Raw genomic sequence first — 24263 nt, 5'->3', positions numbered from 1 at the left:
CGTTGAGAAAGCTTGAAATAACGCTGCTATTCCAGCGCTTTCTCGCCTTGATCTGAACGATTTGGCTGTGCTCCTTTGTTACCGGACTTTACAAGCGGCCCACTGGCCCAGTACCTGTTCAGCTTCCCTGGAGCCGCGGCTTCATGATCTCCGCCATCCAGGCCATAAACACCTGTACCCTTTTCGGCAGGTGGCGCCGGTTGGCGTAGAGCAGCGATACCGGCATCGGCGCCGGCGGGAACTGCGGCAGCACCTCTTCCAGTTCCCCGGACTCCAGCAGGTGGCGCACACCCGGCTCCGGCACCTGGATAATGCCCAGGCCGGCGATACAGGCCTCCAGATAGGCCTCGGTATTGTTGACCGTTACCGCGCCCGCCATCGGCAGCGACTGCTCCGCTCCCGGATGGCGCGGATCCAGGTATTCGAACCCCGGCGGCCGCGCGCCCAGATTCAGCACATAGTGCACCAGCCGGTGGCCGGCCAGGTCCTCCAGCGTGCGCGGGGTGCCGTATTCGGCCAGGTATTCGGTACTGGCGCAGCTCACCGTCCGGTACTCCCCCAGGGGCCGGGCAATCAGGCTGGAGTCCTCCAGCGTGCCGACCCGCAACACACAGTCGAAGCCCTCGCGTACCAGGTCGACAAAGCGATCGGTGGAGGACAGCTCCACCTCCAGGCCCGGGTGCAGGCGCAGGAATTCCGGCAACCGCGGGATCACCACGTCCCGCGCTACCGGCAGCGGCATATCGACACGCAGGCGACCGTGCAGTTGGGCGTCGTCCTCGCGAAACAGGTTCTGCAGCTCATCCATATCGGCCAGCAGGTCGCGGCCGCGTTCGTAGAAAACCCGGCCGTCCTGGGTCAGGCGCACACTGCGGGTGGTGCGATGCAACAGGCGGGTACCGAGCAGCGCCTCGAGTTGCTGCACCGCGCCGGAGACGCTGGCACGGGACAGCCCCAGGCTGTCCGCGGCCGCGGTGAAGCTGCCCAGTTCCGCCACCCGGGCAAAGATCTCCATGGATTCCAGCAACCGCATGCCTCGCCCCACTGTTCAAATTTACTGAACAGTCTAGCCACATAAAGCCGATTTATCTATCAGCAGCAGACCAATAAGCTCTGTCACGTCGCTATCGACCTATCGATGCCCACAGAGAAAAGGAGCTGAACATGAATCGCAAGATTGCACTGATCACCGGTGGCAGCCGCGGGCTGGGCCGCGAAACCGCCCTGCGACTCGCCGAATCGGGCGTAGACACCATTCTCACCTACCACAGCCGCAGAGACGCCGCCGACGCAGTGGTGGCGGAAATCGACGCGCGCGGCGGCAACGCCGCGGCATTGCAACTGGACACCGGCGATACCGCCTCCTTCGCGCAATTCGCGGCGCAGGTGCGGGAACTGCTGCAGTCCCGCTGGCAGCGGGAACACTTCGATTTCCTGGTCAACAACGCCGGTATCGGCGTCCACGCTCCGCTCGCGGAAACCACCGAGGCACAGTTCGACCAGTTGGTGAACATCCACCTGAAAGGCGTTTTCTTCCTGACCCAGACACTGTTGCCAGTGATCGCCGATGGCGGCCGCATCGTCAACCTCTCCAGCGGACTGGCGCGCTTTACACTGCCCGGCTACGGCGCCTATGCCGCCATGAAAGGGGCGGTGGAAGTGCTGAGCCGCTACCTGGCGAAGGAGCTGGGCGCGCGCGGTATCGCCGTCAACAGCTTCGCTCCCGGTGCCATCGAAACCGATTTCGGCGGCGGCACCGTGCGCGACAACCAGGCGGTGAACGACTTTATCGCCGCGCAGACGGCGCTGGGGCGCGTGGGACTGCCGGAGGATATCGGCGGTGCCATCGCCTCACTGCTGTCAGACGATAACCGCTGGATCAACGGCCAGCGCATCGAGGCGTCGGGCGGCATGTTCCTGTGAAATCCCCGGGGCCGGGCGAAAAGCCGGCCCCGGTTCCGCGGCGAAAGCGTCACCGATCACCGCGGCCCGCCTGCTGCGCCCGTGTACTTTTCCAGGTGCGCCGCCAGGCTCTTGCGAATAACCCCCCGATCCGTACCCAGCAGGAACAGGGACACCCCCCGATCCAACCACTTCCAGTAATCCTCACCCTCCCTCGGAATCGCGCAGAAGGCGATACCCGCCGCGGCCGCGGCTGCAGCGATACGCTCCAGCCCCTCGATGACTGTCGGGTGGCGCGTCTGCCAGGGCACACCCAGCGATGCGGACAGGTCCGCGGCGCCTTCCATCAGGATATCAATGCCGGATACCCCGGCAATGGCTTTGCAGGATTCGAGGCCGGCGCGGTCCTCGATCATGGCCGCCACCAATACGCCCTCGTCGGCCCTGCGATTTCGCTCCTGCAGTCGGTCACTGTGGTAACCGATATGCCGGTGCACACTCAGGCCGCGTTTACCCGAAGGCGGGTAATGACACAGCGTCGCCGCGTACACCGCCTCTTCTTCGCTGCAAATCCGGGGAAAGACAATTCCCTCAGCGCCCGCATCCAGCAACGGGGCGACAAGGTCCCCACGCTCGATGGGGACGCGGACCAGCGCAGCGATACCGGAAGCGCGCGCGGCCACAATCATATGATCCAGGTCCGCCGGGTTGACCAGGCTGTGCTCGGTATCGAGAACCACATAATCGAACCCCGCGTGGGCGATAAATTCAACCAACAAACTCGATGGCGTACAACAGAAGAGCCCGTGCAACCGCTCACCGTTTTGCATACGCGCTTTCAGGGAGCTGCTCATATCCTTGCGGCCTCCGGCTCGGCGCCCGCGGCCCGCCCCAAGCCGGCCGCGAGGGCAATAGGGTTGGGGACACGGATGTAGTGGGCGCGACTGTCCGGCTCGCGGGTGAAACGGGTAATCATATTGGCCTTGCCCGGCAGATCCGCGTCGACCAGCAGCGCACCGACCAGTTCCCGACACAATACCGTGCCATTCTCTTCCAGGTACCCTTCCAAGACCTCTCGCACCAGTTTCCAGAGCCGCGCTTCAGAATCGAGCGACCGCCCGCAGTGGAACGCCGCCTGGCACAGGTTGTTGATAAAAAGGCAATAGACCACCCGACGCCAGGCCGCGTCGCGCTGGTGCAGTGCGCTCTGCCGCGCCTTTGCGCTTAAGGATGACAGCGCCTTTTCCGGCCAGCGCGAGCCATCCAGTTTGGTACCCTCCATATCGCGCAGGACAATGCCCACGACGGAACATTCATCGAGTTTTATCAATACATTCTGCAGGTGCGGCTCGAATGCCACACCGTGTTCAAAGAAGGCGTTCAATACCGGTGGCAACAACTGCCGGGTGTAATCCCCGAACCACCGGAGAGCGGCGTTCGCCGGATCCATATCCGGGTACTGTTGGCGAAAACCGCGCAGCAGGTGTTCGGTATTTGAATGCCCCCGCACATCCTCGGCAAACAGGGTGCCGGCGAGCAGTGCACGACCGCCTGAGAGATAGAAAGGGTTGGTCCGCAGGATAACGCCAAAATGACTTTGCAGATCCAGGCGCTCCTCGCTTGCCAGCTGTGGCAGGTCGACCGTAGCGGCTGCCGGTTCAGCCAGCAGGGAAAAGCCGCTGAACCGGCTCTCCAGTTCCTCGACTATCGGCCGCAACAGCTTCGACAGCATCACGGCGCTCTCCAGTTCGTACCAGGCATTCTTGCGCACACTGTTGGTAATACGCAGACTGAGGGAAACCTTCAGAAAATAGGGGCAGTCACTGCTGAACAGGGTGCGCACCGACGCGGAGGCGCCAAACGCCGGGCCGCGCGCACCCAGGTATTTCAGGATACCCGCGTCCACGGCGCCTTTGACCGCATTTTTTTTCATCAGGTAGCCCGCCTGCCAGGGATGGCAGGGAAGCAGTGGCCAGTCGTCGGGACACTCGTCCACCGCCGGTGAGACCAGGTGGAGAAACAACCCTTTGATTTCCTCCGGTTCATCTCCGAACAATCTCAAATACTGGGGCGCGACTGCGAAGTAGTGCAATTGAAAGGTGCCGTATAGCTCGGGGGAGTAGCGGTTGAGCTCCTGTTCGTTCCAGCCGTACCGGCTTTTGGGCGCCGGATGGAAGTGATGCCCGAATAGCAATGCACCTTCGGACTCCGGATAGCCGACGATACCGGTATCCGGCGGATAGCCTTCCAACAGATGATGATCGAGAATTCGTGCCAGGACCCCTCGGCTGTTATCAATCTGCGCCAGCAGTTCCGGCTGGCCGTCCATACCGAAGCGCCGACACAATTCTCCCACCACCAGTGGCGGCAGATCGCACCATGCGAGCTGCCCGGACGGACCGTCACCGGCCAGGCGCAAATCACCCAGATATAAATGATTGCCGCTCACAGATGGAGCGCGCACGGTTATCGAAACCCCCTGCCCCAGGTACGGCAGCTCAATAACAAGAAGGCACAGATCCCCCTCTCTTTCGTAGGATAACAGGCCGTTCGGCGCACCTATTTCCCGGCAGTAACAGTTGAGCAGAAAGTGCCCCGAGTAACGCCAGGCAAGCTCTCCGGACTCTCCAGAAATTTCCCTCATTTCTTCTTTATCCTTCCTTGTAACGCGCGTAGAACTGGTACAGGGGATTATCCACCCGGTTGACCCGCTGAACCTTTTCCGACTGCAGACGACGTCGGGTATGCGCCTCCACAGTCACCCCCCTGGCAAACAGGTCAAATTGAGAAAAACGCTCCTGCAACTGCGGGAACTCCGCCTGGTAAACAGCAATGCACTGACCGGTCATTTGCCAGAACTCGCTTTCTTCCACTGCATAGTGCTCACTGAAAAACAGCGCCAGCTCTGAGAGGTTCATGGAAAAGAAAGCGCTATAAAGAAAGTCCCTGACATCATCCGCCTCAACGGCGTGGATATAGGAGCTGCTGTTGTTACCGAGATGCTCAGCGGGTGTTTCCCGAAGCCGGGAAAAGTGCTGCAGTCGTCCCGCCTCTGACCGCAGAAAGCGCACACCGTCATGGAAATCTTTCAGGGCCACACGGATCGGTATCCCCTGGCGGTGTAGCAGGATCATGTTTTGCCCATGGGACTCGAGGGCGACCCCGTGTGTATAGAGCATATGCACCAGGGGCGTCACCGCCGCGAACAACAGTTTCTCGAGCCACGGGCGAACGCCGACCTGGCTGAGCCAGGGGTCTATCAACGGCGCGCCATCGCGATCCAGAGCGGTGATGGCACTGAACGGCAGCGCGCTCTCCCCCTCGTCGAGGCAGGGATGCAGGCTCTCGCGCCAGATACAGGCCAGGCTGCCGGGCGCCGCCAGGTCGACTGGCGACCGATAGCTGAGCGCCGAAATTTCGGCCAGGAATACCGTGCGCAACGTACTGGCCAGGTACTCGTCGTTATCGGCGATGGATTTGAGCCCCGCACTGACTGCTGGGGCATTGATCGCCGTGTGTTCGGCCAGGCCGCGCGTAGTGGAGGTGTTCAGTATGTTCAGGGCCAACTTGATATAGCATCTGTTCGGGCTCGAAATATTGGCCAAGGTGCGTATGGACTGCTGCGGCCGGTAGTCGTCACTGCCCTCACCCACCACCACCAGGTGCCGATGATGCAGATCCCAGCCGAAATCCTCGGCGATCACTCGACGCCATTGCCAGGGATGTACCGGCATCAGGCAATAGTCTTCGGGCGATTCGCCCAGCTCGACAAGTCGCTGCCGCATGCCTTTCAGGTGCGCCCCGCCGAGTTCCGCAGACAGCAGTGCATCCTGGCTCGGGACCTGCGGGCAGCAGGTTTTGCGCACAGCCAACCAGAGGGGCCTGACGAGCGGGGAAAATTCCGGGCCGAATTCCATATTGTCGCGCGCGTCGAATCCCATGCGCGATTTGTAACAGGGGTGATAGGGGTGAGCATCGCCCAGGCGGCTTTCCACATCGTCATAGTCATCTTCGCGCAAACATCGAAGGTCGCGCGTACTGTGCTGCAGTGCCGCGGCGTCCTTGAGCACAGTGCTCTCCAGTTCGCGCTTGAAACGCTGCAGGTATTCGGGCCGGATGGTGAAACTTTCACGCAACTCATCGAGGAAGCGGCTTATCGAGTCTGCTTCCGCCGTCGCGGTGTTGTCGATGCGGAGCACCGGATCGGGGTTCAGCCGGATGCGACCGAACCCCGGCCGCCGTATCCCCTTGCAGCGGTAGATCACCGATTCGCCATCATGCGCCCACCCCTGGAATGAAAACAGTATTTCTCCATCCTCCGGGTGCTCGACAAATGTCAGGGTTTTTTCATAGATCAGCGCCTGGATCAGCTGGCGAAAAACGCGGCGGCGGGCCCTGACAAAGGACGGCGACAGGAAAATATCAGTGTTGTTTCCTTCCCCGGGGCGCACGACACCAGTGCTTCTTTCGGAAAAGGCGGTTACCTGGCTATTCACGTGACCTGCTCCTTGCAGCTATGGTCCATCAACGGGTTTCGGGTGTTTCCAAGGCCGGCAGGCATACCGGTCTCACGTGTACGCCGCATCAGGTAGGGCGTCAGCAGAAGCCGCGCCGGCCACCCGGGGTTGTCCAGAAGCTCCCTGCGCAATAGGGCCTTGGCGAAGTCGGGCAGCTCCAGTTGTTGCAGCTGGCTGTGGCAGGCGGTTTCGATGATTTTCCAGAAAATATCCGCACTGATCCCGTAGGCGCCTGACAGGGTGTCCGCGATAGCATGCAGGTTGACCTGAACCCCCAGCGTCTGGAAGTAGCGCAACAGCTCCTGTGGTGAGAGGCATATCAATGAGTTGGGTGTCGACCAGTCCATGATATAGCGCGGCGCCTCGAGGCCTGATTGGCGGACCCAGGGTGGGAATATGCGCAGGGTATCGTGGTCGCGCAGGATCAGTCCGCGAATACGCCCGTTTTCAATAGCCAGCACCAGGTTCTGCCCGTGCACCTCCGGCATCAGGCCGTAGGAAAAGCAGGTGAAACACAGGGCGCAGAGGTGATCGCAGAGCGAGCGGAAAAAATTCTCCGGAGCCTCACCGCCACTGCGCAGCAGATATTCAAATGCCGGCACCCGGTTGTTGTCGGCCAGCGTCAATGCCGACATGGGCAACAGCTGGCAGTCCGGACTGTCGAAATCGGGACAACGACGCAGCAGGCAGCTCAAGTGACCACTGCGGTTGGAGACCATTGTCTCTCCCGGCGGAGTAAAGGCCAGCCACTGGCGCTCGTCACAGCAGAAAAACTTACCCTGCAACGCTGGCTCGCGGCCGATAAGCGACTGCAGGAGTTGTTGCGCTGCGGCACCGTTGTGAAGATAGCGCGGCGGCAGTATACGCTGCGCCCCAAGCGCGGCAATGGCCATTGGTAGCTTGACGTGCAGGGAGTCACCCATCGCGACGGGGGCCAGGCTGCGTACAGAAGAGGTCGGCGTGAAACGGCCCAGGGACTCGCAGACCGGAACGCAGTCGCCGCTGCCGATCTCACCGACAAACTCGTCGGCGAGACGGTGGTGAAGCTGCCAGGGATGTACCGGCACCAGGGTAAAATCATGCTCGTCAATACCGCGGGCAGCAGCGGCTTCGCGCAGCACCTGCAGCTCTCCCGGTTCCAACAGCATTCCGGCAACGGCGGTACCGTACAGATCTTCGCTGCCGCTCAGCAATCCATTGCGCAGCGCCACCCAGCCCAGGCCGAAAGTGTCGCCACTCTCCGCACCGTAGCGCCGGAACGCCTCCAGGGACCAGCCGGTCTTGGCCCTTGCCAATGGGTGGAACGGCCGATCGCGCAGCGCCCCCAGCCGTTCCCAGGCCGGCAGGCCCACGCCCTCCCCCTCGATGGCGGCCAGGGCAGCCGGGATATTTTCCCGCGCCCATTCGGTCTGCGCCTCGGCTACCGCCAGGTCGCGCATAAAGCGGTCCATGCCGCCGAGATCCGGAAGGTCTTCCCGTTCGGCCGTGCAGGCCAGGGATCGCATCAGGTCGGCGGCATCCAGCGTAACGGTACCGCCTCCATCGCCCTGCAACAGCAAGACCGGCAGGCGACTACATCGACAGGGAAACCCCCGCTGCTTCCGGGCGCGAAACAGCAGTTGATCGGCGCCACCGTTCAGGGGGTAACTGAAATAGTATTCCCCCGGAGCCAGCGCGAAGTCGTCGACTTCACTGTAGGCGCCGGCATCCCCAATCAACCGCCCGCGCTCCTGCAGGCGAAAAAGGTTTTCCTGTATCAGCGCGTCGACCAACTCGCGCAGTATCTGGGCCGCGGCCGCAGATTCCTCTACGACAGACCCGGACTGCTGTTCCGCCGTCTCTTCGTTGAGCCCTGTGATCATGATTCCTTTCCTGTGCAACTGGCCTGAACTTCAGCTCTCGGGAGGTGATTTCGAAAGCCTGCAAGAGCATATTCACGGCGTATTCCGGAAAATATCGCAACTTGAGTCAAACGATAACCGTCTCACGACTGGTACCCGCCCACTCCGCATTGGGCGGCCGATAGCGCTCCTCCAGGCTGGCGCGCCACTCGGCGCTGTAAACCAGATCCAGGTAACGATCCCCGCGATCCGGCAGCAGGGTGAGAATCCTGGAGGCCCGGGGTACCTGCGGAATCAGTTTGCGAATAGCGGCAATCACCGAACCGGACGATCCGCCGGCAAAGATTCCCTCGCTTGCCAGGAGATCGAGACAGCCCTGGCAGGACTCCAGGTCGCTGACGTAGATGACTTCGTCGACTTCCTCACGCACCAGCAATTCGGGTACGCGGCTGGCACCGATCCCCGGCAGGCGGCGGCGCCCCTCGCTACGGCCGAACAGTACCGAGCCCAGCGCATCCACGGCGACCACTTGCAGCGCCGGAAACCGCTCGCGCAGCCGACGGGAAACCCCCAGGATGGTGCCGGAGGTACTCACCCCGGCAACCAGGTAATCGGGCGCTTCCGGCAATTCCCCGATCAACTCCTCGCCTTCGCCATGGTAATGGCTGTGCCAGTTGCGCGCGTTGGCGTACTGATTGACCCAGACTCCGTCCGGCAACGTCTTCAGCAGGCTTTTCACCCGTCGGATCCGGGTTTCCAGATAGCCGCCGTGACTGTCCTTCTCCTGAACCATATCGACCCCGGCACCGAAACAGCGCATGATCTGCAGATTGGTCCGGGAGATATTGGGATCCACTACGCAGGTCAGTCTCAGGCCATAAACCCGGCACAACATGGCCAGGGCCACCCCCAGGTTCCCGGAGGTGCTTTCAACCAGGTGACCTCCCGGCGGGATACTGCCGTCGCGCAGGCCCTGCTCGATAATATATTTGGCCGGGCGGTCCTTGACACTGCCACCGGGGTTGAGCAATTCCAGCTTCGCATGAACGCTTACATCGCCGCCGTCGAAAAGCCGCGACAGGGCAACCACCGGTGTTTTGCCGATACAGTCGGCAATGGATTCGTGAACCATAATCAACCTCCATGTCGATGAAAATCCGTATATCGTTTACCATTCGATCCGGTAACCCATACGCAGGGTACGGCCGCGTGCGGGGATGTGGCTGGTGTTACTGCTGCTGCGCAAGAGCTGGCCGTAAACGGTGAAGTAATCCTCGTTCAACAGGTTCTCTATTCCCAATTCGATACTTCCGAGATCGAGCTGCCAGCGGCTCAACCAATCCAGGGTGGTATAGCTGTCCACTATGCGACGACCGAAGCCGGTTGCGCCGTCCAGGCGGAAATCATCGCTGTCCGAGTAGAGCAGTTGCAGGCGGTGCAACTGGTCGGCGGCCTGGTACTGGCCGTAGGCGGTTATTTTCAGCGGCGGAATGCGAAAACCGTTCATATCCTGAAAATCACTCGCGTCGCCTGCTTTTTCCCTGCCGCGTGCCCAGCTCACCGTAGTACCACCACTCCACGGCTCGTTGACCTGGAAGTCCAGCGTCGCTTCCGCGCCGGATATTCTCTCCTCGCTGCGACTGAGGGTCAGACCAAAGTTTTCAGTCTGTACTCGCCCCAGGTCCGAGCTGCTGCGGTAGAGAGCGAGCGAAGCCCGCACCGCATCCCAGTCGCCGCGCCAGCCGATTTCCAGGTTATCCGTTTCGATGGCCTCGAGCTGTGACGAGTGAATATCGAAGTCGGCGGAGGCATTGCGTACCTGGAGCCCCACATCCGGCAGTTCAAAGCCCTGGTTAAAAGCGAGGTACCACTCACTGTGACCGCCGGGCGTGAACACCAGGCTGGCGTTAAACGGAGATGCGTCGTAATCGACCGAACCACCGCGCGTGATGGCAGGGTCGGCTTCCAGGGTCTGTGGCAGGGTGACGAAATCGTCGAAGCTCATCTCGATCGTTTCGTGACGCAGGCCGCCATCAAAAGCCCAACGCTCATTGAAGCGGTGATGCAGCTGCGCAAAAAACGCGACGCTGTCGTGGGTGATAGGCGGCATATAGGTTTTTCTGCCGGTGGATTCAAAGACCAGCCCCCCACTCTGGTCATACGCATTGCCATCGTAGGTCAGTACCGGCATGGCGCTCTCGTCGCGCTGCAGGTCCGAGCCCCATAACAGCTCGGTATTGCCGGAAAGGGGTGTAGTCAGCGTCAGCCGCCCGCCGTAGACGGTGGCCTCCAGCTCCGTTTGAGCCAGGTGGCGATTGTTGGACCGTGTGCGGGCATCAAACGGATAGAAACGGGTCAGGTAATCGCGGTGGAAAACCTGCGCGTGCAGCCTGCTACCGGCTATGTTCCGGTTGAAATAATCGATACTGGCAACCCTGTTTTCCACCGTATTCTGGTTCTCCATCTCCAGCCCCTCGATGGATTGCGCACGCACGGATCGCAGCGGCTCCGAAGTGACGCCGGGATCGGAGGCATAATCGGTGTCCTGGTCCGCATCGTGATACAGCGCGGTGAACTGCAGGCGCTGGTCCGCGCCAAAGTTGCGCCCCAGCTTGGCATTCAGGCTCCACAATTCGGCGTCGAACATATCCCCCTGGCTGGCCTCGGGGGCGATACGATTGCCCTCGGCGTCGAAACTGCCTCCCCGGCTTTCGGCAACCAGGTTCAGTGCGTAGTCGAAGCCTTCAGAGGTGCCCAGAAAACCCTGGCGAAAGCGATAGCTGGAACCATCGGCCTCGTAATCGGTCGGCGCGCTCAGGGAGAATCCCGTTTCCCGCCTGTGATCGGTGGTGGCCTGGCGGGTGGTTATAAAAATCACACCGCCGGTGGCGCCGCTGCCATAGATGGCATTGCCCCCGCGTACTACCTCGATCTTCTCGACATTTTCGGCATGCACATTGAACAGGTCGCGGTTCACGCCGCGATTGGTATTCATCGGCACACCGTCGATCAGCACCAGGATATCGCGCCCACGCAAACTCTGGGCGTAATTGGTAAAACTCTGCGAGGGCTGCCCCATACCGGGCACCTCGCGGGCGATGATCTCGGCCAGGCTGCCGCCGGCGTTGAGTTGCAGCTGAATATCCTCGCCGGTAATCGCAGTCACCTGGTGTGCCGGTGACATCAACGAGGTATCCAGGCGATTGCCGGTCACCTCGATTTCCTCGGTGTCCTGCGCCTGGACGCAAATCCCGATACAGGAAAGAAGCCATGCCAGTGTCACTTTGACCGTCTTGCTTTTCACATCAGGTTTCATGGTTACCCGTTCCCCTCATATAAATGTTCTTATGTAAATGGTTTGTAAAAATCGCCTCAGCCGCTGTCGGTCGGGGCCCGCACGGCTCTTCCCGATTCAAGTGGATCGTGGCCGGGCACCTTGAGGGCGCAACAGGCCGCGGCCGCGAATAGCAGGGCAACACAGCACAGAACAGCGGCCGGCTGCAGCCACGGGAGCAGCGCTGCGACCAGTAGCGGCCCGAGAATCCGCCCGGAAACCAGATACCGCCGGGCCAGTCCCGCGCTCTCGCCCTGGTACCCGGCCGTGGCCCGACGAGACAGTGCAAAAACCACTGACTGCGCCAGGGCCGTAAAGCAGGCTCCCTGTAGCAGACGCAATACCAATATCTGCCAAAGATCCGCGGCCAGCGGCAACAGCCCGACAGACAGGGCACAACCGGCCGCCGCAATCGCGAAGTGATAGCGCACATCGCCGCTATCATTGGCCCGGCCCCAGCGGGAAGCGGCGAGCATGCCCGCGGCCCAGGCCGCGGCATGGATGATGCCGGTCGCACTGGCCAGCGAACCGGCGGGCACCCTCGACTGCAGAAAGAGCACAAAGGTATTCACCAGAGCCATGGCGCCCGCCTGGGAAAGACAGGCGGCCAGCATCCAGTACACGACAGGGGATTTACGGCTCGGGTGGGCCGGGGATTCAACCCCCGACGTATCGCCTGGTGAATCATTCGCGGGCTCGCGCAGCGCCAGTGCCGCCAGCAGTGCCGCGATACCGGAAAACGCCGCAGTGGCGATCAGCAGGGGACGCAGCGACCAGACATCCATCAGCAGCCCCCCGATGACCGGGCCGAGAAGGCAACCGCAGGCAGCGGCGCCCTGCAATCGTCCCAGCACCCGCCCGCGCTCGGCGCCACCGGCGGCACAGGCAAACGCGGTCAGGGTGACGCCGACCCCGCTGGTCCCCAGCAACAGGCGCCCGGCCAGGAAACCCGCGATACCGTCACTCAATGCGATCAATGCCATGCTGGCGGTAAAGAGCAGCAGTGAGACCAGCACCATGAATCGGTAGCCATAGCGATCACAGGCGCGACCGATATGGACAGAGAAGACCAGCGCCGTCACCGCCGGTGCGGCCAGAGCCAGACTGGCCCAGACCGGTGAATAGCCCTGGCCGAGTTGCGCCACGTACAACGGCATGACCGGCACCATGGCCATCAAGCCCAATGTGGCCACACACTGGCAACACCAGAGCAGGGCGAGATTCCCGCTGTTGGCCCGTGCGATCTCCATGGATTAAAACAGCGGCAGTTTTGTGCCGGCGGACCGCTCGACTGCCATCTCATAGAATCGACGCGCGCAGACCAGGTCGTCCACCGCCATGCCCATGGCGTTAAGCAGAATGATCTCGTCCGGTCCCTCGCGCCCGGGCCGGCTACCGAGCAGCAACTGGCCCAGCTCGGCGTGCAGCTTCTCGCGGCTGAAACGGCCCTCCAGCACCAGTTGATGGATGATTTTTTTCTCCCGGTTCGACTGCTCCCAATCGTCGACCACCACCTTGTCGGCGCGCTCGTAGACCTCCTTGTGCAGGTCCATGATGGAGACGTTGCTGACAAAAGCACCCGGGCGGAGCCAGTCGTATTCGATATAGGGTTTGTCCGTGGTAGTGCAGGTAACCACCAGTTCGCCCTCCCCGACCGCTTCGCGGGCGTCTGGCGAGACGGTGCAGCGCAGACCGGGGCGCAGTGCCTCCAGGTTTCCCTTCATGGTCTCCGCGGCAGCGGTGTCGAAGTCGTACAGGTGGATCTGCGCGATGGTGGGGAACTGCTCCAGCAGTGTCATCAGCTGCATCCGCGCTATAGGGCCACAGCCGATGCAGGCCACACTGGAAAATCCCGGCGCGGCCAGGTGCTTTGCGGCCACTGCGGTCACCGCCGCGGTACGCATGCCACTGATCAGCGCCCCCTCCATGACGGCCACGGGGTAGTTGCTGTACGCATCGTTGAGAACAATCAACGCGCTGGCCCGGGGCAGGCCCCGTTCACGGGGATTGGCTTCGCGACTGCCGACCCACTTGATACCCGCAACCGGGCGTTCGCCGCCCAGGTAGCAGGGCATGGCGATGATGCGGTCGGCGATATGGGGCGCGTCGGGCCAGCGCAGATAGGGCTTCAGGGGCTGGACCGTCTTGTGCCGGGCGTGCAGGACCAGGCCCTCGGTGACGGCATCGACATATTCCCGGCTGGATTCGGCACCGAGCCCGACGAGGTCGGACTGGCTGAGATAGAGAAGTGTCGGTGGCGATGTCTCCCGCCCGACCTGTCTCGACCCGCTTGCAGCTTCTGATGATTGCTGTAAATCGACTGTCAATGGCGCCATGAATCCCTCCGAGCGCTTACTAATTTATTGGTCTTTACTGCCTGCCGGAACTTGCAGTCCTTCCATCTCCTCCCCGCAGGCATCTTGCAGCAGCCCTGAAAATATTTTCAAAAAGCAAAATATTCTCATTAGCGATTAATGCAGCATTTTATGCAATAACGATTATCATTTGCAAACATTTATCTGGCGGAGCGGGGATTCCAGGGGGGGGGGGGAAGAGAGCGGGACAAGGTTGGCGGGGACATCGGGCACGGGCCGGGGCTGAATACCGGTCGGGTAGAAACAGGATACCTGCCGGAGGGCCGGTATCCCTGCCACCCGGGGCTAGGCAATTACCAGGGTATCTCGCTGCCATCGTAGTTATAGAAGCGCCCGCTGCGCTCCAGATCGGTTTCCAGCAACACTTTCCTGAGCCCGGCGACGCTTTCCCCGGCGGAGATCAGCGCATTGGGCCCGCCCATGGCTGTCTTGACCCAGCCCGGGTGCAGCGCGATCACACTGATGTCCTGCCCGCGCAGGTCGACAGACAGGCTCTTCACCACCTGGTTGACTGCCGTTTTCGACGAGCGGTAAATATAGCCGCCGCCGGAACTGTTGTCGGCGATACTGCCGACCTTGCTGCTCATGACCGCAATCACCTTGCGCGCGCTGTCTGCGACATTGCGGCTGAACGTCTCCGCCAGCTTGTAGGGAGCGATGGTGTTGCACTCCAGCACCCGGCGCCACTCGTCCAGGTCCACAGTGCCGAAAGCCACGCCCTTGGGGCCGTAATAAGCGGCGTTGTTGAGCAGGATATCGATCGGCTGGTCCCACAGCGCCTTGCCCAGCGCGGCCATCTGGTCGTAGTCGGTGACATCCAGCTGGAACAGCTGCACTTTCCTGTATTGTTCCCGCAACGCGCGCAGTTCGTCGGCTGCGGGAATATCGCGGGAGCAGGCGAACACCTGCCAGCCGTCGGCGGCAAACTGGCGGGTCATTTCCAGGCCAATACCGCGATTGGCGCCGGTGATCAGGATGGTACCGGGCATAATCTCTCCTTCGGTGGTATTCTTGCGCGACGAATAATAGCAACTGTACCGGCATGTATTACTCTCTGGGCGACTTACTGTGGATCTTTGCGCTGTTTCTGGGCGGCTGGTACCTGTGGACCGGTATGGCGGCCAAGGAACAGGTGCGCCGCGCGGCCACGGAACACTGTCGGCAGTTGGGCGTGCAGCTGCTGGACGACACCGTGGCCCTGGCCCGCACCCGCCTGAAGCGCGACAACCGCGGCCAGGTGCGGCTGCAGCGCAGCTACGAATTCGAGTTCACCTCCACCGGCGAGCACCGCTATGCCGGCATCGCGGTACTGCACGGGCGACGCATCGCACAGATCCAGTTGTCGCCTCACCATCTCGCATAAATCCCACTGCACGGAGCAGGCATGAAACGCGGCATCTATCGCCACTACAAGGGCGAACTCTACGAAGTCATGGAAGTGGCCACCCACAGCGAAACCGGCGAAAAACTCGTCGTCTACCGCGCGCTCTACGGCAACTTCGGTGTCTGGGTGCGACCACTGGAAATGTTTGCCGAACAGGTGGAGAAGGACGGAACCCTGGTGCCGCGTTTCGCATTGTTACAAACGTTTGACTAGCGCGACAGAAGGCGTCTAAGGTTGCGTCACCTTTTTCAACCGATCCGGAAAAACAAGGTCATTCGGTGAACAACAAAAAAATAATGATCTATGGCGCCTACGGCTATACCGGCGAATTGATCGCCCGGCAGGCCGTGGCCCAGGGGCTGCGCCCGGTACTGGCGGGGCGCAGCTCCCGGAAACTGCAACCACTGGCAGAGGAACTGGACCTGCCGGCCATGGCCGTGGCACTGGATGCCAGTGAAACCCTCGAGCGCACACTGCGCGATATGGACGTGGTGATCCACTGCGCCGGCCCCTTCTCCGCCACCGCCGAGCCGATGATGCAGGCCTGCCTCAGGGCCGGTACCCACTACCAGGACATCACCGGCGAGATGGAAGTCTACCGCGCCGCCCACGCGCTGGATGCGGAGGCCAAAGCGGCCGGCGTGGTGCTCTGCCCCGGTACCGGCTTCGATGTGATTCCCACCGACTGCCTGGCGGCGGCACTGCACAAGGCCATTCCCACCGCGACACACCTGACGCTGGGCTTCGATTCCGATTCCGGCCTCAGCCCCGGCACCGCCAAGACCTCCATCGAGAGCCTGGGCGTCGGCGGCGCCGTGCGCCGCAACGGCAAGATCGAGGTCATCGGCCACGGCGAGCTGACCCGCACCATCGATTTCGGCCGCGGCGACAAGTTCGCCGTCGCCATCCCCTGGGGCGACGTGGCCACCGCCTACTACACCACCGAGATCCCCAACATCGAGGTGTATATTCCCATGAGCCCGCGCCGCGCGAAAAAAATGCAGCGCATGAACCGGTTCCGCTGGCTGCTGCGCCAACCCTGGATGCAAAGCTGGCTCAAGGGCAAAGTGGAGCAGAAGGTGCACGGCCCGTCGGAAGAAAAGCGCTCGGAGCAGAAAACCTGGGTGTGGGGCGAAATCCGCAACGACCGCCGCGGCGAACGCAAAATCGGCCGCGTGGTCACCGCCAACGGCTACGATGTCACCGTGCACGGCTCGCTGGCCGTGGCGCAGTTCCTGCTGGATTACCGCGGCGACGGCGGCTATTTCACACCGTCGAAACTGTGCGGTTATGAACTGGTGGAGAAGCTGCCCGGCTCCGGCACCATCAAGGTTGGTATCGACTGACCGGACTCCCCCGTAGCCCGGATGATGCGCAGCGGAATCCGGGAAAACGCATCCATCGACGTGCCTTCCCACGCATCCCCGGATTCCGCTGCGCTCCATCCAGGCTACTGTCTGGCGGCCTACGCCGGAATGACGGCGTAGCAGCTCGTCATCCCGGGCCCGATCCGGGATCCAGTGACCCGCCCGGGGATCCGGATTCACGTATCAAACTCCGACACCGCCAGATTTCACGCTTCTGACATAATTTGGTCAATTCCGCGCAACATAAGCTTCGTAACTTGACCGCATGCGAAGCTTACCTGTCACCCTGAAAAGCGTCGATGTGTCCCTGGTCCTGCATATGGCGGAGCGGGCCACCCGACCCGCGTCGCGCAGGCGCTACCTGTGGCTGTCGAAATCCGCCGACGGCTGGGTCTACCTGGTGTCCCCGCTGCTAGTGGCGCTGGCCGGCACAGTGGCCTCCGCAGTCCAGTTCTTTACCATCTGCGGCGCGGCCTTCGCCGTGGAGCGCTCCCTCTACTGGACCATCAAGAACACAACCAAGCGGCTGCGGCCACCGCAGGCGATTCCGGGCCTGCGCTCAATCGTGATCGCCAACGACCGCTTCAGCCTGCCGTCCGGACACACCTCCGGCGCCTTCCTGTTCGTAACTGTGCTGTCCGAAACCCTGGGCCCGTTCTGGCTGCTGGGCTATTTCTGGGCCGCCGGCGTCGGCACCTCCCGCGTCGGCCTCGGCGTGCACTTTCCCACCGATGTCTGCGCCGGTGCCGCACTCGGCACCAGCGTGGGGCTTTTGATCAGCGGAGCCTTTTTGTGAAAATACTCTACGGTGTACAGGGCACCGGCAACGGCCATATTTCCCGCGCCCGCGCCATGGCCGCTGCGCTGCGGCAACACCCGGAACTCGAAGTCCAGTGGCTGTTCTCCGGCCGCAGCCCGGAAAAGCTCTTCAGTATGGAAGCCTTCGGCGACTACTGGTGGCGCGAGGGCCTGACCTTCGTACACAGAAAGGGCAAACTCAGCCCGGTGGAGACCACCCGCCAGCTCAACCTGCGCGGACTGCTGCGGGATATCCGCGAGCTGCCGGTCGACGATTTCGACCTGGTGATCAGCGATTTCGAGCCGGTCACCGCCTGGGCCGCCCGGCGCCGCGGCCATCCCAGCCTGGGCCTCGGCCACCAGTACGCATTCAACTACGCCATCCCGGCGCCGCGCTTCAACTGGACAGCTCGCGCCATATTGCGCGGCTTCGCGCCGGTGAAAAACAGCCTCGGCATGCACTGGTATCACTTCGGCCACCCGATACTGCCGCCGATCGCCCAGCCCCATGTACACAGCGAGGCCAGCGAGGGCGAGCATATTCTCGTCTACCTGCCGTTCGAGCACCACGAGCCCATGCTCGCGGAGCTGGCGAAACTGCCGCAACAATTTATCGTTTACGGCGCACCGGTGGACATGCCCGCGGCGGACAATCTCCACCTGAAAGCCCCTTCCATCGAGGGCTTCCAGAACGACCTGGCCTCGGCCCGCGCGGTGATCTGCAACAGCGGTTTCGAACTGATCGCGGAGACCCTGACCCTGGGCAAGCCGATCCTGACGCGACCGCTGTCCGGCCAGTACGAACAGGTTGCCAATGCCCAGGCGCTGCGCGAACTGCAACTGGCGCAGGTGGTCGAGCGGGTGGACGCGGACACCATCAGCAGGTGGCTGCAGACAGACCCGGCCGGTGTGCGTATCGAATGGCCCGATGTGGCCGGCCATATCGTGCGCTGGATCGCCGACGGCCGCCGCCAGTCCCCGAACGAACTGGCCGACAGTCTATGGGAACAGGTAGTGCCCGGCCGCATGGATCGGAAAAGTGAAGCCACAGCTGGCGCCGCCGATTGAGCCGTACTCCTTACACCTAGTGGGCCGCTCGCAAAGTTAGGTAACAGTTCACTTCGCCAAATCGTCCAGCTCTGCGTTGAGAAAGCTTGAAATAACGCTGCTATTCCAGCGCTTTCTCGCCTTGACCTGAACGATTTGGCTGTGCTCCTTTGTTACCGAACTTTACAAGCGGCCCACTAGCTCGTCCGGACTTCAAAGTCAGCACTGAGCTTGAAAGCCCGGGAGGGGGAGCGCTTTCCGGGACCGTATGAGACAGGGATATCGATTACGAGCGTACAGGGATGTATTCACAGCGGGTCCCGGAAAGCGCTCCCCCTCCCGGGCCGGACACGGATACAGAACCTCACGTCATTGAAAGTGCACAATTACCTGACAGGTCATTGACCCTCCCCTACCCCGACCGTTTACTTGTCACACGCCCGAATCCGGGCCGGTAAAACGGTGAAACAAGGGGTAGTCATGACCGACCAGTTGCTCAACGAGCGCGATATCGAATTCCTGTTGTACGAGTTTCTCGATACCGGGAAACTCCTCGAGCGGCCCCGCTACCGCGAGCACTCGATCGAGATCTTCAACGCCACCCTGCAGACCGCGCGCACCGTCGCGGAAAAATATTTCGCCAACCACAATGCCAAGGGCGACGCACAGGAACCGACCTTCGACGGCGAACAGGTTCACCTGATCGAAGAGACCAAACAGGCCTGGGACGCCTTCGCCGATGCCGGCTTCCTGGCCGCCCGCTACGACTTTGACGAGGGCGGCCTGCAGCTGCCGGAAGTGATCCTGCGGGCCAGCCTCGCCACCATCAGCGCCGCCAATGTGGCCAGTGCCGGCTATCCCTTCCTGACCCTGGGCGCGGCCAACCTGGTGCACTCCTTTGCCGATGAAAAACTGAAAGCGCAGTTCCTGCCGCCGATGATGGACGGCCGCTTCGCCGGCACCATGGCGCTGACGGAGCCGGACCAGGGCTCGGCGCTGGCCGATATCCGCACCGGTGCCGAGCCGGTGAAAGATGGCAGCTACCGGATTCGCGGGCAGAAGATGTTTATCTCGGGCGGCGACCAGTCCATGACGGACAACATCGTTCACATGGTACTGGCGAAAATCAAAGGCGCCCCGGCGGGCGTCAGGGGCATTTCGCTGTTCCTGGTGCCGAAATTCCTGCTGGACGAAAACGGCAATCCGTCTGCCCGCAACGATGTCAAACTCGCCGGCCTGCTGCACAAGATGGGCTATCGCAATACGACTTCGACGGTGTTGAGTTTTGGCGAGGCGCACGGCGCGGTCGGTTATCTGGTGGGCGAGCCACACAAGGGGCTGTCCTATATGTTCCAGATGATGAACGAAGCCCGTATCGGCGTCGGTGTCGGTGCCGCGGTGCTCGGCTACCAGGGCTACAACCACTCCCTGCAGTACGCCAAGGAAAGGCCTCAGGGGCGGTTGCCATCCAACCGCGATCCGCAATCGAAACAGGTGCCGATCATCCGCCACGCCGATGTGCGCCGCATGCTGCTGATGCAGAAATCCTACGTCGAGGGCGGCCTGGCACTGTGCCTCTACGCCTCGTCGCTGTTCGAGGACCAGCAGACCGGCGACACGGAAGAACAGCGCCAGCGCGCCGCGGCACTGCTCGACCTGCTGACGCCGGTGGTGAAATCCTGGCCGTCGAAATACGGCCTCAAGGCCAACGAGCTGGCAATCCAGGTGCTGGGCGGCTCCGGCTATATCCGCGAGTACCCGCTGGAACAGCTCTACCGCGACAACCGCCTGAACCCCATCCACGAGGGCACCGAGGGCATCCAGGCCATCGACCTGCTGGGCCGCAAGGTGCCGGCCGGCAATCTCGCCAGCTACCAGTTACTGCAGGCGGAAATCCGCTCCACAGTCATGCAGGCGCGGGACAACGATGGGCTCACCGCGCTGGCAGCTGCCCTCGAAGCAGCGCTGCAGCAACTGGACAGGGTTACGCTGAGCCTGCAGGGGCAGCTGCAGCGGGAGGCCGATCGCGGTCTCGCCAACGCCAGCCTCTACCTGGATGTATTCGGGCGCGTGGTGGTGGCCTGGATCTGGCTGCGCCAGGCACTGGTGGCGGATACAGCCCTGGCCACTTCCCCCACCGGCGACGACGAAAACTTCTACCGCGGAAAGCTGCAGGCGGCGCGTTTCTATATCGAGTGGGAACTGCCGGAGATCGGTGCACAGGTCACGCTGCTGGAGAGCGGCAACAGCGTGCCGTTCGAGATGGAAGACAACTGGTTTTAGGACGGCCCACCGGGACGATCCCGCTGTCAGAGGCTGCGCAGATACTGCCCGGGCGTCACACCGAAATGCCGCTTGAAATGCGCAGCGAAGTGACTCTGGTGGGCAAAACCGCACAGGCCTGCCACTTCCGCCTGTGCCAACCCGCGCTCCAGCATTTCCCGTCCGCGCTCCACCCGCACGCGGCTCACATACTGGTGCGGTGCCAGGCCGGTACTGACCTTGAACATGCGCGCGAAGTGGTAGCGGCTGAGCCCGGCGGCCTGTGCCAGGGTGTCGAGGTTCAGTTCGCCGCCGAACTGCGACTGCACCAATTCCCGCACGGTATTGAACTGCCGGCGGCTGAGGCCGCCTTTCAACGGCCCGGTCGCGCGCCCCGGCAGTACGTAGCTGCGGATCAGCTGCCCCATCAATTCATAGGCGCCCTGTTGCAATTGCAGCCGGTCGGCGCCCTCGACCCAGGAAAGCTGCAGCATGGCGCGGCAGGCCGAGTTGATCTGCGGGTGTTCGAAAAAGGTCAGGTCCGGCAGTTCCACCCGGCGCGGATCGCAATCGAAGGATTCCAGTGCGAAATGCCGCAGGCCGGCATCGGAAATATAGAGATGGATAAATTCCTGGTACTGCCCCACTTCCCAGGACGAATCCCCGCTGGCGGGCATCAGGCAGAGTTTGTCCGGCGCGCCGAACCCCGAGTCGCGCCGCGCATCCAGCCGCCGGGTGCGGTAGCCGCCGCGCAGGTACAGGCTCAGGGTGTGATGGGCAACCTGGTGGTACTCCACCCGCACATCCCGGTTGCCCCACATGGCCAGGGACAGGTCCCGGTTCAGCTCACAGTGATTCAGGCGGCGCGCGCCCGCGCCGTCGAGCGCCTGCTGTACCGTGGCCGCTGCCATCTTCGCCATAGCCCCTCCCCCGACTCAACTCCGATCGCCAAGTTAATCCCAAAGTCATCCGGGAACAATCTCCCGACCAAAATAAGCGCAAGAATCTGCTAAACCGCGCAATATCCTGCGCGATTCCACCGCGACACATCGCTATTGTGGCTCCTCGATGCATTGCGGAGGTAACCATGAACCTGTTTCTCTACGCCGGTACGGTATTGCTGTGGGGCACCACCTGGATCGCCATTCACTTCCAGTTGGGCGAGGTGCCGGTGCTGGTATCGGCCTTTTACCGCTTCGCCCTGGCCGGCGCCCTGTTCCTGCCGGTACTGGCGCTGTTCGGCCGGGTACAACCGACCGGCTGGCGCGATCACGGCTTTTTCCTGCTGCAGGGGTGCTGCCTCTTCTCATTCAACTTTGTCTGTTTCTATACCGCCAGCCAGTATGTAGTCAGCGGGCTCATCTCAGTCGTGTTTTCCGCGGCCACCCTGTTCAACGCGCTGAACAGCCGGCTGCTCTGGGGCGAGCGCCCCGGGCCCACGGTCTATCCCGCCGCCCTGCTCGGCATCGCCGGACTGGTGATGCTGTTCTGGAACAGTATCGCCGATGGCGGTTTTGACCGGGATGCAACGCTGGGCCTGGGACTCTCGATACTGGGTACCTACTGCTTTTCCCTCGGCAATATGGTGTCGGTGCGCCATTCCCGCCGGGGGCTCCGGCCCTGGACCAGCAACGCCTACGCGATGATCTACGGCGCCCTGGTGCTGCTCGCCTGTGTCCTCGCCACCGGTGCAGAGTGGAAACTGGAGACCAGCACACGCTATCTCGGCAGCCTGGTGTACCTGGCGATTCCGGGCTCCATTATCGGTTTCACCGCCTACCTGAGCCTGGTGGGTCGCATCGGCGCCAACCGCGCCGCCTATGCGACGGTGCTGTTCCCGATAGTGGCATTGGGATTCTCGGCCTGGTTTGAGGGCTATCGGTGGACGGCGCTGAGCTTCAGCGGGTTGTTGCTGGTGCTGCTCGGCAACCTGATTGCGCTGGGGGGATTCAGGGTGATCGCGCGCTGGCGACTCGGTGCCGTTTCGCAGTGATGGTGCATCTCTCCGCAGAGGGGCGACCCCGGTGTTCGCCCTGCGGGGAATGATGGAATCAACTAAAACTTGATTCGCAACAGAACATCTACAGCAACACCCGGATCTCGGTGCCGCCCTCCGGGCGCGGTACCGCGGAAATCTCGCCCTCGTAACTCTCGACGATATCCGTAACCACCGCCAGGCCAATGCCCTGCCCCGACTGCTGTTCGTCCGCGCGCACGCCGCGGCGGATGACCTGTTGCCATTTCTCCCCATCGATACCAGGGCCGTTGTCGGCGACGGCAATCAGCAGTTTGTGGTGATCGTCGTTGCAGATGTCCACCGAGATTTTCCCGTCACCGTACTTGTAGGCGTTGTCCAGCAGGTTGCCGAGCAATTCCATCAGGTCGCCCTCGTCGCCGTAAAACAGGGTCTCCCCGTCGCATTTCCATCGCACTTCGGCCGGCTTGTCCCGGTAGACCTTTTCCAAGGCTTCGAGGATTTTCTGCAACAGCGGCGCCACCGGCACGCCGCGCAGGATGGATTTGGGCGAACCGGTGACGGCGCGGCTCAGCTGGTAGCTGATGATGCTGTCCATGCGCTGCACCTGCTCGATCAGGTTGTGGTAGGCGACTTTCGGGTCGCGGGAGAAATTCAGGCCCTTGAGAACGGCCAGCGGTGTCTTCAGGCTATGGGCGAGATCGGCGAGGGTATTGCGGGTCTTTTCCCGCTGGCGGCGCTCGTTCTCGATCAGCAGGTTCAGGTTGTCGGTCAGTGGCTGCAGTTCCCTGGGAAAATCCCCCTGCAGTTTGTCGCTGCCGCCGGTCTGCATTTTCTTCAGCGCACGGGCCACCGAGCGCAGCGGCGCCAGGCCCCAGCCCATCACCAGCCACTGGGTCAGCACCAGCAGCAGGGCGCCCAACCCCAGCCAGCGCCACAGGGTCGAGCGGAACTGTTCCAGCTGTGCCGCCACCGGCGCCGCGTCCTCGAGCACCACGAAGGTGAATTGCTGCTCATTGTCCAGGCCCCAGGCAATGCCCTGGCGGAAACTGCTGTAGCGTTTGTCCTGCCCCGGCAGCGATACCCCGGAGAAGACCTCGCGCCCCTGGGGCAGCGGGTGGGTGGGTAGTTGCGGCACCGCCAGCGCGGAGGCAGAGCGCCAGATCACACGGCCGCGCGCGTCGGTGACGACACCGATCAGGCCGGAATCCGGCTGGTTGAAACGCTGCTCCGGCAGCACCGGCGGAAACTGCAGGCTGTCGCCGTCGGGCTCAGCCACCGCCAGCAGGGTATAGACATGCAACTGCAGTTCGCGCTGCTTGGCCTCGTACAGGGAGCTGCGGAAAGCGTGTTCCAGCACCCCGGACACCAGCAACAGGAAAGCCACCAGCACCAGGCTGGTGACGATGGTCAGGCGTCCCTTCAGGGACTTGAGCCAGGAGGTCAGCACGGCGGTGGGCC

The 24263-nt window shown here is 62.3% G+C and carries 20 protein-coding genes; 8 read left to right on the top strand and 12 right to left on the bottom strand.

Annotated elements, in window-relative coordinates; all coding sequences use genetic code 11:
- Window positions 1-118 precede the first annotated feature (118 nt).
- On the bottom strand, window positions 119-1033 hold the full coding sequence (locus MWN76_RS13255) for a LysR family transcriptional regulator (protein ID WP_250461914.1): 915 nt from the start codon (window positions 1031-1033) through the stop codon (window positions 119-121).
- Between the two features lie 131 nt (window positions 1034-1164).
- Between MWN76_RS13255 and MWN76_RS13250 the strand changes: the two genes are divergently transcribed.
- A complete protein-coding gene (locus MWN76_RS13250; protein ID WP_250461913.1) occupies window positions 1165-1923 on the top strand; it encodes an SDR family NAD(P)-dependent oxidoreductase in 759 nt (252 codons plus the stop codon).
- A gap of 56 nt (window positions 1924-1979) precedes the next feature.
- Here MWN76_RS13250 and MWN76_RS13245 read toward each other — a convergent pair whose 3' ends face one another.
- From MWN76_RS13245 to MWN76_RS13205, 9 genes are all read right to left on the bottom strand, one after another.
- Window positions 1980-2756: an HpcH/HpaI aldolase family protein gene (locus tag MWN76_RS13245; RefSeq protein ID WP_250461912.1), complete on the bottom strand. Its 777-nt coding sequence runs from the start codon at window positions 2754-2756 to the stop codon at window positions 1980-1982.
- Window positions 2753-4366, bottom strand: coding sequence for an IucA/IucC family protein (locus tag MWN76_RS13240; RefSeq protein ID WP_250461911.1), 1614 nt, complete (start codon window positions 4364-4366; stop codon window positions 2753-2755). Before MWN76_RS13240 ends, MWN76_RS13245 begins: the two co-directional genes overlap by 4 nt.
- Window positions 4367-4553: 187 nt before the next feature.
- Entirely contained in the window at window positions 4554-6398 is a 1845-nt protein-coding gene (locus tag MWN76_RS13235) for an IucA/IucC family protein (protein WP_250461910.1), read from the bottom strand.
- Window positions 6395-8281 (bottom strand): IucA/IucC family protein, encoded by a 1887-nt coding sequence (locus MWN76_RS13230; protein WP_250461909.1) that lies wholly within the window; start codon window positions 8279-8281, stop codon window positions 6395-6397. The genes MWN76_RS13235 and MWN76_RS13230 overlap by 4 nt, the downstream gene beginning before the upstream one ends.
- Window positions 8282-8387: 106 nt before the next feature.
- The gene (sbnA, locus tag MWN76_RS13225; RefSeq protein WP_250461908.1) at window positions 8388-9392 is read right to left on the bottom strand and encodes a 2,3-diaminopropionate biosynthesis protein SbnA; all 1005 of its coding nucleotides are present in this window, start codon (window positions 9390-9392) and stop codon (window positions 8388-8390) included.
- 36 nt (window positions 9393-9428) lie between these two features.
- Window positions 9429-11576 carry a TonB-dependent receptor gene (locus MWN76_RS13220; RefSeq protein ID WP_250461907.1) on the bottom strand — a complete coding sequence of 716 codons (2148 nt, stop codon included), beginning with the start codon at window positions 11574-11576 and terminating at the stop codon, window positions 9429-9431.
- A gap of 56 nt (window positions 11577-11632) precedes the next feature.
- Window positions 11633-12844 carry an MFS transporter gene (locus tag MWN76_RS13215; RefSeq protein WP_284500478.1) on the bottom strand — a complete coding sequence of 404 codons (1212 nt, stop codon included), beginning with the start codon at window positions 12842-12844 and terminating at the stop codon, window positions 11633-11635.
- Window positions 12845-12847: 3 nt separating this feature from the next.
- On the bottom strand, window positions 12848-13930 hold the full coding sequence (gene sbnB / locus MWN76_RS13210) for a 2,3-diaminopropionate biosynthesis protein SbnB (protein WP_250461905.1): 1083 nt from the start codon (window positions 13928-13930) through the stop codon (window positions 12848-12850).
- Between the two features lie 332 nt (window positions 13931-14262).
- Window positions 14263-14958 carry an SDR family oxidoreductase gene (locus MWN76_RS13205; RefSeq protein WP_250461904.1) on the bottom strand — a complete coding sequence of 232 codons (696 nt, stop codon included), beginning with the start codon at window positions 14956-14958 and terminating at the stop codon, window positions 14263-14265.
- A gap of 53 nt (window positions 14959-15011) precedes the next feature.
- Between MWN76_RS13205 and MWN76_RS13200 the strand changes: the two genes are divergently transcribed.
- From MWN76_RS13200 to MWN76_RS13175, 6 genes are all read left to right on the top strand, one after another.
- Window positions 15012-15332: a DUF3301 domain-containing protein gene (locus MWN76_RS13200; RefSeq protein ID WP_250461903.1), complete on the top strand. Its 321-nt coding sequence runs from the start codon at window positions 15012-15014 to the stop codon at window positions 15330-15332.
- Window positions 15333-15353: 21 nt separating this feature from the next.
- Window positions 15354-15566 carry a DUF1653 domain-containing protein gene (locus tag MWN76_RS13195; protein ID WP_250461902.1) on the top strand — a complete coding sequence of 71 codons (213 nt, stop codon included), beginning with the start codon at window positions 15354-15356 and terminating at the stop codon, window positions 15564-15566.
- A 65-nt stretch (window positions 15567-15631) separates the two neighbouring features.
- On the top strand, window positions 15632-16699 hold the full coding sequence (locus MWN76_RS13190) for a saccharopine dehydrogenase family protein (protein ID WP_250461901.1): 1068 nt from the start codon (window positions 15632-15634) through the stop codon (window positions 16697-16699).
- 286 nt (window positions 16700-16985) lie between these two features.
- On the top strand, window positions 16986-17516 hold the full coding sequence (locus tag MWN76_RS13185) for a phosphatase PAP2 family protein (RefSeq protein ID WP_250461900.1): 531 nt from the start codon (window positions 16986-16988) through the stop codon (window positions 17514-17516).
- Window positions 17513-18586, top strand: a complete 1074-nt coding sequence (locus MWN76_RS13180) for an MJ1255/VC2487 family glycosyltransferase (RefSeq protein ID WP_250461899.1) — start codon at window positions 17513-17515, stop codon at window positions 18584-18586. The genes MWN76_RS13185 and MWN76_RS13180 overlap by 4 nt, the downstream gene beginning before the upstream one ends.
- 441 nt (window positions 18587-19027) lie before the next feature.
- Window positions 19028-20848: an acyl-CoA dehydrogenase gene (locus tag MWN76_RS13175; protein ID WP_250461898.1), complete on the top strand. Its 1821-nt coding sequence runs from the start codon at window positions 19028-19030 to the stop codon at window positions 20846-20848.
- Window positions 20849-20874: 26 nt separating this feature from the next.
- On the opposite strand, the gene MWN76_RS13170 is transcribed toward MWN76_RS13175, so the two are convergent.
- Window positions 20875-21747, bottom strand: a complete 873-nt coding sequence (locus MWN76_RS13170) for a helix-turn-helix transcriptional regulator (protein ID WP_250461897.1) — start codon at window positions 21745-21747, stop codon at window positions 20875-20877.
- A 167-nt stretch (window positions 21748-21914) separates the two neighbouring features.
- Between MWN76_RS13170 and MWN76_RS13165 the strand changes: the two genes are divergently transcribed.
- Entirely contained in the window at window positions 21915-22820 is a 906-nt protein-coding gene (locus tag MWN76_RS13165) for a DMT family transporter (RefSeq protein WP_250461896.1), read from the top strand.
- Between the two features lie 88 nt (window positions 22821-22908).
- Here the strand turns inward: MWN76_RS13165 and MWN76_RS13160 are convergent, their stop codons facing one another.
- A complete protein-coding gene (locus tag MWN76_RS13160) occupies window positions 22909-24252 on the bottom strand; it encodes an ATP-binding protein (protein ID WP_250461895.1) in 1344 nt (447 codons plus the stop codon).
- Window positions 24253-24263 lie beyond the last annotated feature (11 nt).

Source organism: Microbulbifer litoralis (genome assembly GCF_023634065.1).
Classification (GTDB): Bacteria; Pseudomonadota; Gammaproteobacteria; order Pseudomonadales; family Cellvibrionaceae; genus Microbulbifer; species Microbulbifer litoralis.
Note: the sequence above shows the minus strand (reverse complement) of the source record. Positions and strands in the feature narration are given on the sequence as shown.

Excerpts from the sequence above, each read along its gene's own strand:
- MWN76_RS13255 (WP_250461914.1), bottom strand. The coding sequence starts at position 1,033 with ATGCGGTTGCTGGAATCCATGGAGATCTTTGCCCGGGTGGCGGAACTG.
- MWN76_RS13200 (WP_250461903.1), top strand. The coding sequence starts at position 15,012 with ATGTATTACTCTCTGGGCGACTTACTGTGGATCTTTGCGCTGTTTCTG.
- MWN76_RS13220 (WP_250461907.1), bottom strand. The coding sequence starts at position 11,576 with ATGAAACCTGATGTGAAAAGCAAGACGGTCAAAGTGACACTGGCATGG.
- sbnB (WP_250461905.1), bottom strand. The coding sequence starts at position 13,930 with ATGGCGCCATTGACAGTCGATTTACAGCAATCATCAGAAGCTGCAAGC.
- MWN76_RS13165 (WP_250461896.1), top strand. The coding sequence starts at position 21,915 with ATGAACCTGTTTCTCTACGCCGGTACGGTATTGCTGTGGGGCACCACC.
- MWN76_RS13250 (WP_250461913.1), top strand. The coding sequence starts at position 1,165 with ATGAATCGCAAGATTGCACTGATCACCGGTGGCAGCCGCGGGCTGGGC.
- MWN76_RS13245 (WP_250461912.1), bottom strand. The coding sequence starts at position 2,756 with ATGAGCAGCTCCCTGAAAGCGCGTATGCAAAACGGTGAGCGGTTGCAC.
- MWN76_RS13215 (WP_284500478.1), bottom strand. The coding sequence starts at position 12,844 with ATGGAGATCGCACGGGCCAACAGCGGGAATCTCGCCCTGCTCTGGTGT.
- MWN76_RS13205 (WP_250461904.1), bottom strand. The coding sequence starts at position 14,958 with ATGCCCGGTACCATCCTGATCACCGGCGCCAATCGCGGTATTGGCCTG.
- MWN76_RS13185 (WP_250461900.1), top strand. The coding sequence starts at position 16,986 with ATGCGAAGCTTACCTGTCACCCTGAAAAGCGTCGATGTGTCCCTGGTC.
- MWN76_RS13170 (WP_250461897.1), bottom strand. The coding sequence starts at position 21,747 with ATGGCGAAGATGGCAGCGGCCACGGTACAGCAGGCGCTCGACGGCGCG.
- MWN76_RS13195 (WP_250461902.1), top strand. The coding sequence starts at position 15,354 with ATGAAACGCGGCATCTATCGCCACTACAAGGGCGAACTCTACGAAGTC.
- MWN76_RS13230 (WP_250461909.1), bottom strand. The coding sequence starts at position 8,281 with ATGATCACAGGGCTCAACGAAGAGACGGCGGAACAGCAGTCCGGGTCT.
- sbnA (WP_250461908.1), bottom strand. The coding sequence starts at position 9,392 with ATGGTTCACGAATCCATTGCCGACTGTATCGGCAAAACACCGGTGGTT.